The organism is Pseudoalteromonas sp. SR41-1, assembly GCF_014164015.1.
Lineage (GTDB): Bacteria > Pseudomonadota > Gammaproteobacteria > Enterobacterales > Alteromonadaceae > Pseudoalteromonas > Pseudoalteromonas distincta.
On sequence record NZ_JACJEK010000003.1, the window covers coordinates 210,068 to 227,071 of the forward strand.

Here is a 17,004-nt window from a genome sequence, read left to right on the forward strand (position 1 = left end):
TTATCTATTAGGAGTCTTTTATAGAAAAATAAAAATGAATATAAGCACTCTTTTTCATTGTAGATATGAAAATAAATAAAATAAGCGCCAAACTATTACAATAGTTTTGGCGCTTATTAAAGGGGTAATATTTACCCTTTCATTTGTTCAAGCTCTTTGCCTTTGGTTTCGTGTAAAAACTTAAATACAAATATTTTTCATGATGTTGATATTGCCCCTGAAGGCAAAACACTACAAGAAAGCCTCGATAACGTAACGCACATAGCTAACATTATCTAAAAAGAAATGCAACGCACTGGTGTAAAGCCACTGTGGGGTACTGCTAACTTGTTCTCAAACAAACGTTTTTGTGCCGGTGGTGCAACAAACCCTAATCCTAATACGTATGCATATGCAGCAGCGCAAGTTAAACATGCAATGGAAATTACGCATCGTTTAGGCGGCGAAAACTACGTACTTTGGGGTGGTCGTGAAGGTTACGACACACTACTAAATACAGAACTTGCGCAAGAAAGCGAGCAGTACGCACGCTTTTTGAAAATGGTTGTAGAACACAAGAAAAAAATTGGTTTTAAAGGCACATTATTAATTGAACCAAAACCACAAGAGCCAACTAAGCACCAGTACGATTACGATACAGCAACGGTTGCAGGCTTTTTACACAAGCACGGCTTACAAGACGAAATTAAAGTAAACATTGAAGCAAACCACGCAACACTTGCAGGTCATAGCTTCCACCACGAAATTGCCGTTGCTTGCGCTAAAGGTATTATGGGTAGTATTGATGCTAACCGTGGTGATATGCAAAACGGATGGGATACAGATCAATTCCCTAACGATGTAGCTGAGTGAACACTTGTCGTTTACGAAATTTTAAAGAATGGCGGTTTTACAACCGGTGGCTTTAACTTTGATACTAAACTTCGTCGTCAATCGTGTGAACGCGATGATTTATTCATCGGTCACATTGGTGGTATGGATACGATGGCAAAAGCATTACTCAATGCAGCAGCAATGATTGAAGGCGGCGAGCTTTCTGACTTTGTAGAAAAACGTTACGCAGGTTGGAAAGAAGACCTAGGCCAAAGCATTTTAAAAGGTGAACAATCACTTGAGAGCCTTGCTGCGTTAGTACACGAAAACGACATCTATCCTAAGCAAGTTTCTGGCCGACAAGAGCTGCTTGAGAATATTGTTAACCGCTACGTATAAGGACATCTCCTCGGTTTTAAAGCCGAGGCGTACATCATTATGAACTTGTTAGAACAACTCAAAAAAGTAACCACGGTCGTTGCCGACAGTGGCGATGTAGAGTCAATCAAAGCCCTACAACCGGTTGATGCAACAACCAATCCTTCGTTAATTTTACAAGCTGCAAAATTACCTCAATATAAACACTTAAATAAGTTTTTCACATATATGTAATTGTTATATCTGATAGTTTTTAAATTGCTCCCACACGGCCTCTCCTACAGGTCCCAACACTTCTCCCCTTTTCTTAATAATGTAATATTTTAGAGGCGTTATATTTTGCACATCACTAAGTGACAGCATTTTCAGAGTATTATTTGCAATACCTTCATCAGCTAAATAACCTGGTAATTTGCCCCAACCCATTGCACTTTCGATAAGCATTTTTTTAGTTGGAAAGTCATTTACATACCATCGTCGCTGACCTTGCTGTACACCCCACTCTATGTTTTTTGAACCAGTGCCTGAGTCCTGCACAATTATTTGGTATTCGTTCAACAAATCAGTGGCTTGCCTTAGGTTTGGATTTCGCTTTAACAACAAAGGGGAAGCTACATTGATTAATGAGCCGCTATTTAACAAATGCTTTTCAATTTTCTCTTCTTGTGCAGAAAATTCCATTGTTGGTGTTATACACAGATCGGCACAGCCATCAAGTAAGGCTTCAATTGCACCTGTTATGTACTCTTGCCTGATTATTATTTGAGTTTCAGGGAACTGATTTTGCATATTTTTTAGTAATGGTAAAATACCTTTTAAATTAAATGATGCTTCAATTGCAATCGTTATACTTACCTCGTTCCCCTGTGCTATGTGGTGTGCAACTTGTTTAAGTTGTGCTGCATCATCTAGCAATTTCATAGCCTTATGAAACATAGTTTTTCCTGCACTGGTAAGCTCTAACCGATAACCATTACGACTAAATAAGGCAAAGTTAAGGGTATTTTCTAGTTGCTTAATACCTTGGCTTATAGCTGGTTGAGTTTTGTGTAAAAGAGCACTTGCTTCACTCAATGATCCAACCTGAGCAACAGTAACAAACATACTAAGCTGTTCTAATTTCATAATTTACGCCAAACATGTAAAGCTAAAGTTTATATCTTATAAAAAAACATTCAATATTAATTAATAAGAACTGTGATTATTCTAACGTCAAAAGCTAAGCATCTGCTTAAATCACTCTTATTAAAGTTGGGAATAACATGAGCACAAAAGTAAAAAAAATTTTTATGTATACATCACTAGGATTAACAACACTTGCCTTTATAGCTGCAGGCTCTGCAAAACTAGCAGGAGTTGAGCAAATGCACTTATCTTTTGCACTCATGGGTTTACCTGCTTGGTTTGGCTATTTTATTGGTGCAAGTGAACTTGCAGGTGCTGTTGCTATTTGGATAAAAAAACTAAGCATTATAGCTGCAAGTGGTTTGTTAGTTATTATGGCTGGTGCAACATTTTTTCATGTAGTTTACGACAGTGTTGCCAATGCAATACCTGCCGTTATTTTATGTGCTTTTTTAATTAATATCATAATTAACCGAGTCAATGATATAAACGCCTAGGATAGTAAGTAACCTAGAGCTATTTTAAATACAATGAATAACGATATATTCGCTTCTATCGTTATTCAAACCCTCATTTACAAAATGACTAATGCTTTCGCATCTCTCATTTAGGATAAAGATAACAAACTCGATCTCTAAACAAACAAAGGCTAAGGTTGTTTTATCCATTAAATTTTAATTTTGAGTTCATACCCTGTATTTAATAATTAAATAAACGGCGTACTAAAGTTTATTACTTGGGCTTTTAATATGCCTAATTAACTAAGGTGTAAAATATGAAAAAAACATTTTTAGGCATTTTCTCGATTACAGTAATAACTTACTTACTGAGCGGCTGCACAACATCAAATAACGGTAATATTACAAAATTGAGTGAAGATAAAATAAGTACTAGATTAAATAAATTACCTTCCTCGCTAACCTCTAGTGATCTGTTCAATACCACTGTTGTTGAACCCACTCAGCTATTTGATAACCTTTATTTTGTAGGATATATCAGCGTAGGCACTTTTGTTATCACTACAACTGAGGGCATTATTTTAATCGATACCATGTGGACCCCGCACGATGCCAAACATGTGATTGTTCCTGGACTAAAAGAGTTAGGCTTAAATCCTGAAGATATTAAATACGTGATAGTTACTCACGGCCACAGCGACCATTATGGCGGCGCTCACTACTTTGAATCACATTATGGCGCTAAAATTTTAATGAGAAAAAATGAGTGGGACTACATCCATAATCCAAATGCACCTGTATTAACTGATCCTTTCGGTAACTTTTCTACCGAAATACCATTACCTAGCACTTACACCCAAGTTATCGATGGCGAAAAAATAAGTTTAGGTAAAACTAATTTAACTGTACTTGCTACACCAGGACATACGCCTGGTGGGTTGTCTTTGATAATACCTGTTACAGCTAATGGCATACCTCATACAGTTGCACTTTGGGGAGGTACCGGTTTACCGGATACTAAAGAAGCAAATCAAACTTATTTGCACTCTTTAAATTATTTTCAAAAAATTGCAAACAAAAACGATGTTGATGGAAGTATCTCAAACCACCCGTTTTCACATGATCTAATTAATCAAATTAATACATTAAAAAATCGTAAATCTGATCAACGAAACCCCGTGATAACCGGTAATAAGGCATTTAATGAGTACATAGACGATGTATTGCGAAATAACGTTCAAAAGAAACTTTCGTCATTTGAGTCAAACTAATATAGCTTTTCACGCACCGGCGTTATCGTGCTAATGTATTTATAATAACGGTATATGTCGCTTTAAAGCGATACTCATTACTAATATAAAAGCATAGTGCACTTCTTTTTATGAAACCCCACATTTGATAGCCTGTATAAAAATACAGACTATCAAATGTGGGGTTAATTACTTTTAGTTTGGTTTATTGTTCTACCAAAATGACCGATACGTCGTCTGCATGAAAATCAGCAGTCAGTTCGTTTGACTCCACATAAAGTAAAGCCGCACTTTCCTCGGTTGTTATTGAATGGGTATAAGTGCCCGAAAGCTTTACCCAATCGCCTGCAACTACGTTTGTAACAGTGGTTAGCTCGAGGTATTCAGTGCTCGCATGCTCAATTTGCAGTGTAAGTTTAATTCCTGGCGATACCGCTGTGTTATCGTCAGATAACTTAACCCACGCAGATACATTATAGGTTTTGCCCGCTGTGAGCTTGGGTTGTTTCAAGTGAAATAGTAGCACTGCCTCGTGATTGCCATGAATCAAGACCGGCTTCAAAGTCACCATTAGTTAGCAGCTCTGCGTGTTGTTAAAAGTACGACCGGTGTTGAAAACCTTTATTTAGATCAGTTAGGTGCGTTTGGTAACGTTGACCGCTACCCTGCCAGACGTATTATAACCATTGTTTACTATTCGCTCGTACGCTTTGAAGAAACCAATCTTGTGAGCGGCGACAATGCTTTAGAATGTGAATGGTTTGATGTAAATAACGTTCTCCCTTTAATGTTTGACCACGCCGACATTTTAAAAAGTGGCTTAGATTACTTACGCTATAAAGTAAGGCACGAGCCGATTGGTTTTAGCCTGCTCCCTGAAAAGTTTACCTTGCTTGAGCTACAAGGAATTTACGAGTCGATTTTAAATAAATCACTCGATAAGCCTAACTTTAGACGTAAGTTCCAAAAAATAAACTTACTAATAAACTGCAAAGAAAAACAAATCAACGTAGCTCACCGAGCTGCTACTTTGTACCGTTTTGATATAAACGTATACGAAAAACTAAGAGAGTTTGGTTTTACATTTGAGTTTTAAATAAGCAAATGCATAATTAAATTAATGTTTGGTCTTTAAGGCCAAATAACATATTGCTAATATATATGTGATGTTTATAATTCGTCCGCATTATTAATGTAAACTAATCAAAAGGAGCTTTTTTCTTGAAACTTACGCCGCCCTAGGCAACCACTCCCCTTTTTCATCAGCACGTTACGTGCAACCTTAATCGCCGCCTGCGCGAGAATCACTGTTATTTAAATAAAATACTCCCCTATACTTTGGGAAACTAACTAATTAGGTTTATTACATGTTTGATCACGTAAAAAGAGATTGGCTCTCTAATGTTCGTGGCGATGTGCTTGCTGGTATTGTTGTGGCGCTTGCCCTAATACCTGAAGCGATTGCCTTTTCTATTATTGCCGGTGTTGATCCAAAAGTAGGTTTATACGCCTCATTTTGTATTGCGGTTATTATTGCCTTTGTAGGCGGACGTCCTGGCATGATATCGGCGGCTACCGGTGCAATGGCACTGTTAATGGTAACGCTGGTTAAAGATCATGGTCTGGAATACTTACTGGTTGCTACCTTACTCACTGGTGTACTACAAATATTTGCAGGCTTTTTAAAGCTCGGTGAATTAATGCGCTTTGTATCGCGCTCTGTTGTAACAGGGTTTGTAAATGCGCTGGCGATTTTAATATTTATGGCGCAGTTACCTGAGCTGACTAATGTTACTTGGCATGTTTATGCGATGACCGCAGCGGGCTTAGGTATTATTTACTTATTCCCATATATTCCAACTATTGGCAAAATACTTCCCTCTCCTTTAGTGTGTATTGTTGTTATTACACTGGTTTCAATATTTTTGGGTCTTGATATAAGAACCGTTGGCGACATGGGCGAACTACCAGACACCCTACCTATATTTTTATGGCCCGATGTACCGCTAACACTCGAAACACTGCAAATTGTATTACCGTATTCAATTGGTCTTGCTGTTGTGGGCTTACTTGAGTCAATGATGACCGCCACTATTGTTGATGACTTAACTGATACAACGAGCGATCGTAATAAAGAATGTAAGGGCCAAGGTATTGCTAATATTGGCGCAGGCTTATTTGGTGGTATGGCGGGTTGCGCTATGATTGGGCAATCAATTATTAATGTTAAATCGGGCGGTCGCGGCAGGCTTTCTACCTTTATTGCAGGTTTATTTTTAATCATCATGGTGGTGTTTTTAGATGAGTGGCTTCAGTTAATTCCTATGGCAGCATTAGTTGCGGTAATGATTATGGTATCGATTGGTACGTTTTCGTGGACATCTGTTAAGGATTTAAAAAAGAACCCGCTTTCATCAAATGTTGTGATGATTTCCACCGTTATTGTGGTTGTTGCCACGCATAACCTAGCCATTGGCGTTTTAGTTGGTGTGTTGTTAGCTACGCTGTTTTTTGCCAATAAAATTGGTCGCTTTATGGTGGTTAAAACCAAGCATGATGAAAGCAACGATAAAATAACCTATGAAGTCGTTGGCCAAGTATTTTTTGCCTCAGCTGAGCAATTTATTGCATCGTTCGATTTTAAAAATGCGGTTTCTAACGTGGTAATTGATTTAACCCATGCACATTTTTGGGATATAACTGGTGTATCGTCACTCGACAAGGTGGTTATTAAATTTAGGCGTGAAGGCGCAACGGTTAATATTATTGGTATGAATAGCGCAACCGAAACTGTAATTGATAAATTTGGTGTGCATAACAACCCTGAAGAAGTCGAAAAACTACTTGGCGGACATTAAGGAGAATGCAATGACTAAAATAATTACCTATGTAGATGGCTCAGCCATTACTAAAAATGTAACCGATGCTGCTATTTGGGCTTCAAAAAAGCTAAATAAACCAATTAGCTTTGTGCATACAATTGAAAAAACGCAGCAAACTAATATCGGCGACTACTCTGGTAGTATTGGGCTTGGTGCACAGTCAACACTTCTTGATGAAATGACTAAGCTTGACGAACAACGCTGCAAAGTAAGTTTAAAAATGGCTGACGAATTATTAAATTCAGTAAGTGAGCATGCTAAATCGGCAGGTGTTACTAATTTTGAACTAATTAAGCGCCACGGTGATTTGCTCGATACCGTTATAGACTTAAAAGACGATACACGCCTCATTGTTATTGGCCAAAATGGTGCTGGACATAGTAATAGCTTTGCGGTGCTGGGTTCACATATAGAAACCTTAGTGCGTAATGCAACACAACCTATTTTGCTTATTCCTGAAACATTTAAACAACCTAAATCATTTATGATTGCGTATGACGGCCGCGAAACAGCCGACAAAGCGCTACAACAAGTGATTGATGGCGGCTTGTTACATGGTTTGCATTGTCATTTAGTGAGTATTAAAAACAACGAAAAAGACCTTGAAGAAAAATTTGTTAATGCACAGCACAAGCTTATCAGTATGGACTTTGAAGTGTCGGCAAGCTTTTTAGAGGGCAATATTTTCGACTCGTTAATGCAATATAAAGAACAAAATAATGTAGAACTAATTGTAATGGGTGCATTTGGGCACTCTAAATTAAGGCAGTTTTTTGTGGGCAGTAACACCATTAAAATGCTCGAGAACAGCGATGTGCCTGTGGTTATTTTAAAGTAAGTAGCTATTTTAAATAAGTTTAAACCAGTCTCAAAAGCCTAAAATCACTTAACTGATTTTAGGCTTTTTGTTTTTGGCTTAGCTTCAAACTTTTCAAATAAAAACTGAATAAACGACGTAACCTTTTGAGCCACAAACTTTCTATGCTGCTTTGGCATAAATGAGCGCACGCCACGTTTGCCAAATGTTTCCATTATTTCTCGTTTACCGAGTTTGTCTTGTATTGCCAACTCGCCTTCGTGAAAAGGGGAATCATCTATTGAATTTGTGTTTATCATTTTGCTTGTAATTCGTGTGCGTATTTTATGGGCTAAATTTAACTCAATACACAATGAATGATAATGGGTGTTTTATTGACTGATAATGCACAATACAATGACAATACTTGCACCCTCTTAGTGCCAGGCGCGCACCAACATATGTCAAAACGGGTTTTTCATTCACTCTAAAAAAACATTAAATACTATTTAAACAACAACTTAAAAAACTGGCTATGTTTTTGCAAACACTCTATTAACAAGCCAGTTTTATTTACGGCAAAAATTTAGGTTGTGAGCACAATAGCTATTAGCAACCATCGGCAAAGAAGCCCGCACACAGTTATGCATATTGCGTATTTGTGGCGGGCTTTTTTGTTATTTGTATCTAAACCGTCACTTTAAGGAATGCCCTATGCAAACCTCGCAAAAAATACTCATTATTGGTAATGGTATGGTCGGACACCACTTTGTTGAGCAAATGCGCCAAAGCGATGCCAACGCAGACATTACTGTACTTTGCGGAGAAGCAAATCTTGCATACGATCGCGTGTACTTATCAAGTGTATTTGATGGCAAAACAGCCGCCGATTTAGCACTTACCACTCACGACAACTACAAACAACTTAATATTAATGTGCATACCAGCCAGTGGGTTGAAGGCATTGATAGAACAGCAAAAATAGTAACCACGCTAACTGGTGAGCAATACCCGTACGATAAGCTTATATTGGCAACAGGTTCATTTCCATTTGTGCCGCCTATAAAAGGTAACGACCAACCCCATTGTTTGGTGTATCGCACATTAGAAGATTTAGAACAAATAAAAGCCAGTGCAGCTGTAAGTAAAAGTGGTGTAGTTATTGGCGGTGGTTTGTTAGGGCTTGAAGCCGCAAATGCGATTAAGCAACTAGGACTTGATACCCACGTAGTTGAATTTGCACCGCAGCTTATGGCTGTTCAGCTTGATGGACAAGGCGGTACGCTTCTAAAAAATAAAATAGAAGAACTTGGCGTAACGGTACACACATCAAAGGCAACCAGTGAAATAGTAAAAGGCGAAACCAGTCGCTTTAGATTAAATTTTTCGGATGAGTCATTTTTAGAAACAGACCTAATTTTGTTTTCTGCTGGTATTCGCCCGTACGATCAGCTTGGTAAAATTGCTGATTTAGAACTCGGTGAGCGCGGCGGTATTATTATTAATAACCAATGCCAAACATCTGATCCTGATATTTTAGCCATTGGCGAGTGCGCCCTGTGGGACAAAAAACTATTTGGCTTAGTTGCACCGGGTTACAACATGGCGCGCGTTGCAGCGAGTCAATTAAGTGGTGGCGAGCTTGAGTTTTTAGGTGCCGACATGAGCACTAAACTTAAGTTGTTAGGCGTAGAAGTAGGCTCAATTGGCGACGCTCATGCAAAAACGCCTGACTGTAAAGAGCTTATATACCAAGACGCTATTCGCGGCTGTTATAAAAAAATCATACTAAGTGAAAAAGGCGATAAATTACTGGGCGCTGTACTAGTTGGCGATACCAGCGACTACGATACTTTATTGCAGTACATGCTTAACGACATGGACTTACCAGAAAACCCTGAGTGTTTAATTTTACCAGATAGCGGCGGCGCGCCGTCGTTATCTGGCAGTGCCCTACCCGACACCGCCACTATTTGTTCGTGTCACAATGTTAGTAAAGGCGACATCGTGGGTGCAATCGATGGCGGCTCATGCGATTTAGCCTCGGTAAAATCATGCACTAAAGCAGCAAGCGGCTGTGGTGGTTGTGCTGCGTTACTAAAATCAGTTGTTGATAACGAATTAGCAAGTCGTGGTGTTGAAGTTAACAACCATGTATGTGAGCACTTTGCGTATTCACGCCAAGAACTATTGCACATGGTAAAAGTAGAAAGCATTAAAACGTTTGATGACTTACTAACTAAACACGGCAGCGGTCATGGCTGTGAAATATGTAAACCTGCCATTGGCTCTATTTTAGCCTCAACATGGAACGACTTTATTTTAGAGCCCGCTCATGTTGGTTTGCAAGACACTAACGATACGTACCTAGCAAATATGCAAAAAGATGGTTCGTACTCTGTGGTACCGCGTATTGCTGGCGGCGAAATAACACCCGACAAACTCATTGTAATTGGACAAGTAGCCAAAGACTTTAACCTGTACTGCAAAGTCACCGGTGGTCAGCGTATCGATTTATTTGGTGCGCGTTTAGAAGAGCTTCCTGTTATTTGGGAGCGACTTATAGAAGCCGGATTTGAGACCGGTCATGCCTATGGTAAGTCTCTTAGAACTGTTAAATCGTGTGTGGGTAGTACGTGGTGTCGTTATGGTGTGCAAGATAGCGTTGGACACGCAATAGAAATTGAAAACCGCTACAAAGGGTTACGCGCACCGCATAAATTTAAAATGGCGGTATCGGGTTGTACCCGCGAATGCGCCGAAGCACAAAGTAAAGATATTGGCATTATAGCCACCGAAAATGGCTGGAACTTATACGTGTGTGGTAATGGCGGTATGCGCCCTCGCCATGCTGATTTATTTGCGACCGATTTAGACACGCCAACACTAATTAAATACATTGACCGCGTAATTATGTTTTACATTAAAACGGCTGACAAATTGCAGCGTACGTCGGTATGGATGGAAAACCTTGAAGGCGGTTTAGACTACCTTAAAAGCGTAGTAATTGACGACAGCTTAGGCATTTGCGACGAGCTAGAAGCGCAAATGGAATTAATTACACAAACCTATGCGTGTGAATGGAAAAAAGCGATTGAAAGCCCAGATGCTGCCAAACGATTCCGCCAGTTTGTTAATAGCCCCGAAACCGACGACAACATTCTATTTGTGCAAGAGCGTAATCAAATTCGCCCTGCTACAGAAGCCGAAAAACGTGAGCAACGTAATACACAAAACCGTATTCCAGTAATGGAAGTTGAACAGGAGCAAGCTGATGTCTTGGCATAATATTGGAACAATCGACAACCTAGTGGCTAATAGCGGCGTATGTGCATTAGTTAATAATCAGCAAGTGGCTATTTTTTACATTCCACAAAATCCAACGGCTGTGTTTGCTATTAGTAACTACGACCCAATTGGCAAAGCTAATGTATTATCACGTGGCATTATTGGCTCAATCGACAATAAATTAGTTGTCGCATCGCCTTTATATAAGCAACACTTTTGCCTAGAAACAGGCGAATGTTTAGAAGCAGAAGCAATACACCTACCGGTTTTTAATGCAAAAATTGAAGACGGCAGTGTATTTATAAGCGCTGAACCAAAAGTTACAACAGCAGTGGCTTAAGGGAATAGTATGAGTGTACTGTCTTATTTTTCGGGTATTGAAAACGTGTGGCTAAATAAGCTTGTTACTAAGCTAACAAGCTCAAATAGTCGCAGCGTCAAAAGCGGCAACGTTTATATAATTGGTGCGGGCCCAGGAGACGCAGAGCTAATTACAGTAAAAGCGCAGCGTTTAATTAATACCGCCGATGTTGTTTTATACGATTGGTTAGTAAGCGATGATTTATTAAAAACGCTTCCTAAAAAAGCACAGCGAGTATTTGTAGGTAAACGTGCGGGTAAACATTCGATGACCCAAGCTAACATTTGCGAACTACTGGTTAAATACGCACAACAAGGCTTAAACGTAGTGCGTTTAAAAGGCGGCGATCCGAGTATATTTGCACGTATTAACGAAGAAGCCGATGCGCTTAGTGAGCATAATATTAATTTTGCTATTGTTCCGGGTGTGACAACGGCTTGTGCTACGTCCGCTTATACGGGTATTCCGCTCACTGCACGCGATGTAGCGCGTAGTGTTACATTTTTAACAGCGCAGTTTGCCGATCCTAACAAGCAACCTCATTGGCAAAATTACGCGTTTATGCCTGCAAACAACAACCCCACTTTAGTGGTTTATATGGGGCTTTCGCGCTTACAAACGCTAAGCTGCGGTTTGCAATCAGTGGGCTGGCCAAGTAATACACCCATCGCACTAATAGAGAATGCCACTAGTACTAAGCAAAAAGTAATTACCAGTACGCTTGAGAAAATAGTAAATGAGCATGCTAAACACAACCTTCAAGGCCCTACCCTAATTATGATTGGTGAAGTAATAAATCATAAAATGGCTATTAGTCCTGAGTTACTAAACAGTGTAAATGTTAACGCATGACGTAAAATGAATAATGCACTTTTCGCGCTTACTACCTCCCCAGGAGTAGGCGCTTTTTTTGTTTTTAATTTGGGTTCAAGTTGTGTGCAATAACATACTTAAATGCACCAAATAAGTTAAAAGTAATGGCAAGTTAAATTATAGAAACACAGTGACAAATAAAAATAATACTTTAAGCAATTGTATTAGCTTGATTTTAAATTCAATGATGAAATTTATTAATGATTGGAACAGTGGTTGCACTTTAAAAACAAAAAAGTGTGGAATAATACCAATGGCGACAAGCAACCCTCTCACAAAACAGTTTTTATTAGCGGCTAAGTATCAAGAAATACACGCGCTAAAGCAATTACAAAACAGTTGTGCCTCGCTTACTAAGTTAGGCGATTTTGTACATCAGTTACAAAAAGAACGTGCAATGAGTAATATCTTTTTGGCCTCAAATCGCGAGCGATTTAAAACCCAATTACAAGAACAAATCCCTTTAAGCAGCAGCGCACAAACTGCATTTTATGATTCTCTTAAACAAACATTTATAAACGACAACGCCGATACTGGTCATACTCGGTTATTTAATTTAATTACCTATAGCCTGCAAACACTTGACGCATTGCCCGAACTACGCAATCAAATAGCACAACAAAACATTAGTGCAGTGCATGCTACGCAGTCATTCACTCAGTTAATTGCTAGTTTACTCAATATTATTTTAGAGGCAGCAGATGGCGCAAGCGATCCTAAAATAACGCGTTTGTTAGTCGCATTTTTCAATTTTATGCAAGGTAAAGAGTACGCAGGACAAGAGCGCGCCTGTGGTGCACAAGCATTTGCAGCGAGTAAATTTACCACTGAGCAAAAACAACAACTCGCGCATTTTGAACAAGAGCAAAACCACAGCTTTGACTTTTTTAATGAGTACGCCGATGCGCACCTTTTAAAATGCTTTGCCACACTAACAACACATCAGGTTAATAATCAGGTAGAGCAACTTAGAAGTTTACTGCAAAAACTCGATGACGAGAATGCTCAACCGCTCTCGCAACTAAGCGAAGTATGGTACGAAGTAACCACTACGCGCATAGATATAATGCACAAAATTGAACAAAATATAGCAGATCAATTAATTGATACCGCAGCAATGCAAATAGCCTGTGCTCAACGTAGTTTAAATACAAATAAGCAAGTACTTAACAATATGGCAGAGCAACACATAGCCCCTACTTTTGGCCAATTAGCCATTAAGCAACCAGAGCCAGAAGTAAACCAAAATATAGCGGCCGATAAGCTCAACAGTAATAAAACTATGTATGATTTAATTATCGAGCAAAGCCAGCATATAAAACAAATAAACCAAGCGTTACTTGACGCTAAAAAAGTTATTAGTGAGCAAAAGGTAATTCACCAAGCCAAGTACATACTTATTGAGCAGTTAAAGCTCACCGAAGAGCAAGCCCATAAACAGCTACAAAAACAAGCAATGGATACGCATAAAACCTTATTTAGCGTAGCGCAAACAATTGTACAAATGAGCGATTAAATATGCTGTTTTTACTTGGGCATGTTGATCTTTAGTAATACCACTACCCTAAATAATAGTTATTTATTAAGTTACAAATTTCACACCCATATTGAGTTTTGCCTTATTTTAAAATTGATTCATAACCTGCTGACTATAATAAGGTAAAACCCTAATTTGAAGTCTATTTATAATGCAAATTATTCAACGCATTCAAAATAATCAACTACAATAAGTTAATCATTTGTTGCATCTCATTTTAATGAGGCATATTTAATACTGTTGTAGGAGTCTGAATGCCCAATGTAGAGAGTTATATAGAAGGTGTATCATTAATAGATGAGCAGCAATTAACAACTTCTCTTGATAATGACATTCAAACAAACATAAAAAACATTGCTGAGCTAATTTTAAACATTTTTGATGCGAGCTCATTTTCTATTGTTGCTAATCAGCCTTCAGGTGTCGTTGAGCTATATAAATCAGGTTCAGAAATAGCAGTAGCTAAAGAGCAACTAGCTGATGATATTTTTAATGAATCGATTATTGAGCATGACCTTAAAATATTTAGAGTTATATCGCCTATTATATTGCCCTCAAACCTTAAGTTTGGATGGTTGATATTCGAGCGAGCAAGTGATTCACTACTTACAGAAAAAGAAAAATCAATTTTAAATAGTTTACAAAAAAACTTTGTAAATCAGTTAGTCCAACGTAAAAACTTATTAGATAAAATAAACAGTGCTAAGTATAATTCAACAATTTGCGAGCAAAACAAAAAAGACGAAACTGAAAAAGATCGCTTAATTAAAAAATTACAAAAAATGAGCGATGAACTTGATGAATTTACCAGTATTACTTCACACGATCTCAAGTCACCATTAAATGCTATAAAACGTTTATTAGAATGGGTTTATGATGATTGCAAAGATTTACTCCCTCAAGAGCACCTAGAAAATTTTCAGCTTGTGTTCAGCAGAGCTAATAGAATGCAAGTACTCCTAGAAGATTTACTAAGCTACTCGAGAATAAATAGCTGTGATTCAACTCGTGCAAACATATCTTTAGAAAGTCTTTACCAAGATATAGAAAAAATTTTAGAAGTTCCACAAGCTGTCACTGTTGATATACATGCCAATAACGAAGTACTCGATATACCACTGATCCCTTTTAAAACTGTTTTTCAAAATCTTATTAGTAATGCAATAAAACATAACAATAAAGAGCACTCGGTTATCGACATTTCACTTATCCCCTCTAATCAATATTACATTATTGAAATAAAAGATAATGGCCCTGGAATTGACCCTAAATATTTTTCACTCATATTTAAGTTATTTCAAACATTACAATCTCGAGATGACGTTGAAGGTAGCGGCATTGGACTCTGCATTGCCAATAAGCTCATTATTAATTACAGGGGAAAAATTGAAGTAGCCTCCGGTGGAAAGCTTGGCAGTACATTCACTATTTATTGGCCAAAATTTTAACTATGAAATTATCAATTATAAACGAGCATCATGTTGATGCTGCTCTTAGAAGGAACGTATGAATATTTTAATTGTTGATGATGACTTAGTTGATCGCAAATTAATAAAAAAAATGCTTATTTCTGATGGCTCTCAACTTCATAACATCACTGAAGTAACATGCGTTTGCGAAGGGTTAAAAGTAATTGAAAACAACCACTTTGACATAATTTTACTCGATTATAATATGCCCAAAGAAGACGGTATTGAAATGCTAATTGAAATGCGCAAAAAACCTAAACTCGGTAATACCGCAATTATCATGATCAGCTCTTCAGAAAATTCAACCTTGGCAATTGAGTGTATAGAAGCCGGTGCTCAAGATTTTTTACCTAAAGGAGATATAACAGGAAGCAGTTTAAATAAAGCACTTATATATGCCAAAAAACGCTTCGAGGCAGAACAACGTATGCACAACAGTTATCTTGCTGTAAAGCATATGGCAGAACGGGATCAGCTTACTGGTTTGTCTAATCGATATCATTTTGAAGAAATACTAAAAGTAATGATAGCTAACAATAAACGTGCTAAAAACTGCGTGGCGTTACTTGCTTTAGATTTAGATAACTTTAAAAATATTAATGATACGCTTGGCCATAGTGTCGGCGACGAAATTTTAATACAAACAGTAGAAAGAATTCATAGTTGCCTGAGACAAAATGAAGGATTTGCTCGATTAGGTGGTGATGAATTTGCAGTTATAATAGGTGGAATTTGCAATATTAATCAAATAGGTATGATAGCAAATAGAATACTAGCTGAAGTGTCTAAACCCTTTTTGCATGAAGGTAGAACTTTAAATTGCAGTGTTAGTATAGGAAGTGCTTTATACCCAAACGATGCGACTGAATCTCATGAACTGCTAAAATGTGCTGACATTGCAATGTATCGCTCAAAGCAAAGTGGTAAAAGTAGAATTAGCTTTTACAAAGAGCAATATCAGTACGAATTTAGTCGCCGAGTGGATATTCAAAATAGTATAAAAGAGCATATAGAGGAAAAAAACTTTAGGCTATTTTATCAACCTGTTTATTGTTCAAAAACACAAATAATGACAGGTGTCGAAGCCCTTATCCGTTGGCCAGATACAACCATTCATTATACTCCTGATGAATTTATTCCTATTGCTGAAGAGTGCCGATTAATAGCCCCTCTTGGAAAATGGATAATTGCGAGCGCTTTAGAGCAGTTATCTTTATGGCAGCAAAGCTATGAAACTCCCTTAACACTATCTATCAATATTTCACCTATTCAGCTACAAAAAGAGATTTTAGAGAGCTATTTATTAGAGACAGTCAAAACATACAACTTAAAAACCAACAGTATTATTCTTGAAATAACAGAAACAGCTTTTATGGAAAATAGTAAAGAAGTGATTGAGATATTAACTTCTTTGTCTAACAAGGGATTTAGGATTGCTTTGGACGATTTTGGTATGGGGTACTCATCCATATCTCATCTAATATCTTACCCTATTGATATAGTAAAATTAGACAAAAGCATGCAGTCGTTGGATGGAGAAAATAATAAGCGATTAAAAATAATCGAGAGTTTATCTTTAATGCTAAAAAAATTAGATTTTTTTGTGGTAGCTGAAGGAATCGAAACGAAAGCCCAACATCAGCTATGTAAAAAACTAAACATAGACTACTTGCAAGGTTTTCTATTTTCAAAACCTATGCCTGCAAACGAGATTAACTTGATACTCGATGACTATTGTAAAAAATCATCCTTAAATAAATAGGTTATTTTGAGC

14 protein-coding genes and 2 pseudogenes are annotated in these 17,004 nt (G+C 37.8%); 13 read left to right on the forward strand and 3 right to left on the reverse strand.

Annotated features, from left to right (window positions below):
- Nucleotides 1–195 precede the first annotated feature (195 nt).
- Nucleotides 196–1,212: pseudogene (xylA, locus tag H5118_RS03890) on the forward strand (xylose isomerase); the annotation flags it as partial.
- Nucleotides 1,213–1,248: 36 nt separating this feature from the next.
- A pseudogene (locus tag H5118_RS03895) lies at nucleotides 1,249–1,401 on the forward strand (transaldolase family protein); the annotation flags it as partial.
- Between the two features lie 27 nt (nucleotides 1,402–1,428).
- Here the strand turns inward: H5118_RS03895 and H5118_RS03900 are convergent.
- The gene (locus H5118_RS03900; protein ID WP_182747865.1) at nucleotides 1,429–2,316 is read right to left on the reverse strand and encodes a LysR family transcriptional regulator; all 888 of its coding nucleotides are present in this window, start codon (nucleotides 2,314–2,316) and stop codon (nucleotides 1,429–1,431) included.
- A 137-nt stretch (nucleotides 2,317–2,453) separates the two neighbouring features.
- On the opposite strand from H5118_RS03900, the gene H5118_RS03905 reads away from it, so the two are divergent.
- Both H5118_RS03905 and H5118_RS03910 read left to right on the forward strand, forming a co-directional pair.
- On the forward strand, nucleotides 2,454–2,813 hold the full coding sequence (locus H5118_RS03905) for a DoxX family protein (RefSeq protein ID WP_182747867.1): 360 nt from the start codon (nucleotides 2,454–2,456) through the stop codon (nucleotides 2,811–2,813).
- A 278-nt stretch (nucleotides 2,814–3,091) separates the two neighbouring features.
- Nucleotides 3,092–4,045: an MBL fold metallo-hydrolase gene (locus tag H5118_RS03910; protein WP_182747868.1), complete on the forward strand. Its 954-nt coding sequence runs from the start codon at nucleotides 3,092–3,094 to the stop codon at nucleotides 4,043–4,045.
- A 184-nt stretch (nucleotides 4,046–4,229) separates the two neighbouring features.
- Here H5118_RS03910 and H5118_RS03915 read toward each other — a convergent pair whose 3' ends face one another.
- A complete protein-coding gene (locus tag H5118_RS03915; protein ID WP_253947683.1) occupies nucleotides 4,230–4,535 on the reverse strand; it encodes a carbohydrate binding domain-containing protein in 306 nt (101 codons plus the stop codon).
- Between the two features lie 216 nt (nucleotides 4,536–4,751).
- On the opposite strand from H5118_RS03915, the gene H5118_RS20540 reads away from it, so the two are divergent.
- From H5118_RS20540 to H5118_RS03930, 3 genes are all read left to right on the forward strand, one after another.
- Nucleotides 4,752–5,120, forward strand: a complete 369-nt coding sequence (locus H5118_RS20540) for an NrtR DNA-binding winged helix domain-containing protein (RefSeq protein WP_259398397.1) — start codon at nucleotides 4,752–4,754, stop codon at nucleotides 5,118–5,120.
- A gap of 271 nt (nucleotides 5,121–5,391) precedes the next feature.
- Nucleotides 5,392–6,882, forward strand: a complete 1,491-nt coding sequence (locus H5118_RS03925; protein ID WP_182747869.1) for a SulP family inorganic anion transporter — start codon at nucleotides 5,392–5,394, stop codon at nucleotides 6,880–6,882.
- A 10-nt stretch (nucleotides 6,883–6,892) separates the two neighbouring features.
- The gene (locus tag H5118_RS03930) at nucleotides 6,893–7,744 is read left to right on the forward strand and encodes a universal stress protein (protein WP_024596346.1); all 852 of its coding nucleotides are present in this window, start codon (nucleotides 6,893–6,895) and stop codon (nucleotides 7,742–7,744) included.
- A gap of 44 nt (nucleotides 7,745–7,788) precedes the next feature.
- On the opposite strand, the gene H5118_RS03935 is transcribed toward H5118_RS03930, so the two are convergent.
- Nucleotides 7,789–8,022: a hypothetical protein gene (locus tag H5118_RS03935; protein ID WP_182747903.1), complete on the reverse strand. Its 234-nt coding sequence runs from the start codon at nucleotides 8,020–8,022 to the stop codon at nucleotides 7,789–7,791.
- A 394-nt stretch (nucleotides 8,023–8,416) separates the two neighbouring features.
- Between H5118_RS03935 and nirB the strand changes: the two genes are divergently transcribed.
- From nirB to H5118_RS03965, 6 genes are all read left to right on the forward strand, one after another.
- Nucleotides 8,417–10,990, forward strand: coding sequence for a nitrite reductase large subunit NirB (gene nirB / locus H5118_RS03940; protein ID WP_182747871.1), 2,574 nt, complete (start codon nucleotides 8,417–8,419; stop codon nucleotides 10,988–10,990).
- A complete protein-coding gene (nirD, locus tag H5118_RS03945) occupies nucleotides 10,977–11,330 on the forward strand; it encodes a nitrite reductase small subunit NirD (RefSeq protein ID WP_008167772.1) in 354 nt (117 codons plus the stop codon). Before nirB ends, nirD begins: the two co-directional genes overlap by 14 nt.
- Nucleotides 11,331–11,339: 9 nt before the next feature.
- Nucleotides 11,340–12,203 carry a uroporphyrinogen-III C-methyltransferase gene (cobA, locus tag H5118_RS03950; protein ID WP_154903771.1) on the forward strand — a complete coding sequence of 288 codons (864 nt, stop codon included), beginning with the start codon at nucleotides 11,340–11,342 and terminating at the stop codon, nucleotides 12,201–12,203.
- A gap of 274 nt (nucleotides 12,204–12,477) precedes the next feature.
- Nucleotides 12,478–13,740, forward strand: a complete 1,263-nt coding sequence (locus H5118_RS03955) for a nitrate- and nitrite sensing domain-containing protein (protein WP_024606321.1) — start codon at nucleotides 12,478–12,480, stop codon at nucleotides 13,738–13,740.
- A 275-nt stretch (nucleotides 13,741–14,015) separates the two neighbouring features.
- Nucleotides 14,016–15,209, forward strand: coding sequence for an ATP-binding protein (locus H5118_RS03960; protein ID WP_182747873.1), 1,194 nt, complete (start codon nucleotides 14,016–14,018; stop codon nucleotides 15,207–15,209).
- A 58-nt stretch (nucleotides 15,210–15,267) separates the two neighbouring features.
- Nucleotides 15,268–16,992: a GGDEF domain-containing response regulator gene (locus H5118_RS03965; RefSeq protein ID WP_154903770.1), complete on the forward strand. Its 1,725-nt coding sequence runs from the start codon at nucleotides 15,268–15,270 to the stop codon at nucleotides 16,990–16,992.
- The last annotated feature ends 12 nt before the right edge of the window (nucleotides 16,993–17,004 follow it).

What these genes read in the sequence shown, in the direction of transcription:
- H5118_RS03900 (WP_182747865.1), bottom strand. Translation starts at nt 2,316, where the DNA reads ATGAAATTAGAACAGCTTAGTATGTTTGTTACTGTTGCTCAGGTTGGA.
- H5118_RS03925 (WP_182747869.1), top strand. Translation starts at nt 5,392, where the DNA reads ATGTTTGATCACGTAAAAAGAGATTGGCTCTCTAATGTTCGTGGCGAT.
- H5118_RS03910 (WP_182747868.1), top strand. Translation starts at nt 3,092, where the DNA reads ATGAAAAAAACATTTTTAGGCATTTTCTCGATTACAGTAATAACTTAC.
- H5118_RS03965 (WP_154903770.1), top strand. Translation starts at nt 15,268, where the DNA reads ATGAATATTTTAATTGTTGATGATGACTTAGTTGATCGCAAATTAATA.
- H5118_RS03955 (WP_024606321.1), top strand. Translation starts at nt 12,478, where the DNA reads ATGGCGACAAGCAACCCTCTCACAAAACAGTTTTTATTAGCGGCTAAG.
- H5118_RS03960 (WP_182747873.1), top strand. Translation starts at nt 14,016, where the DNA reads ATGCCCAATGTAGAGAGTTATATAGAAGGTGTATCATTAATAGATGAG.
- H5118_RS03930 (WP_024596346.1), top strand. Translation starts at nt 6,893, where the DNA reads ATGACTAAAATAATTACCTATGTAGATGGCTCAGCCATTACTAAAAAT.
- nirD (WP_008167772.1), top strand. Translation starts at nt 10,977, where the DNA reads ATGTCTTGGCATAATATTGGAACAATCGACAACCTAGTGGCTAATAGC.
- nirB (WP_182747871.1), top strand. Translation starts at nt 8,417, where the DNA reads ATGCAAACCTCGCAAAAAATACTCATTATTGGTAATGGTATGGTCGGA.
- H5118_RS03905 (WP_182747867.1), top strand. Translation starts at nt 2,454, where the DNA reads ATGAGCACAAAAGTAAAAAAAATTTTTATGTATACATCACTAGGATTA.
- cobA (WP_154903771.1), top strand. Translation starts at nt 11,340, where the DNA reads ATGAGTGTACTGTCTTATTTTTCGGGTATTGAAAACGTGTGGCTAAAT.
- H5118_RS03935 (WP_182747903.1), bottom strand. Translation starts at nt 8,022, where the DNA reads ATGATAAACACAAATTCAATAGATGATTCCCCTTTTCACGAAGGCGAG.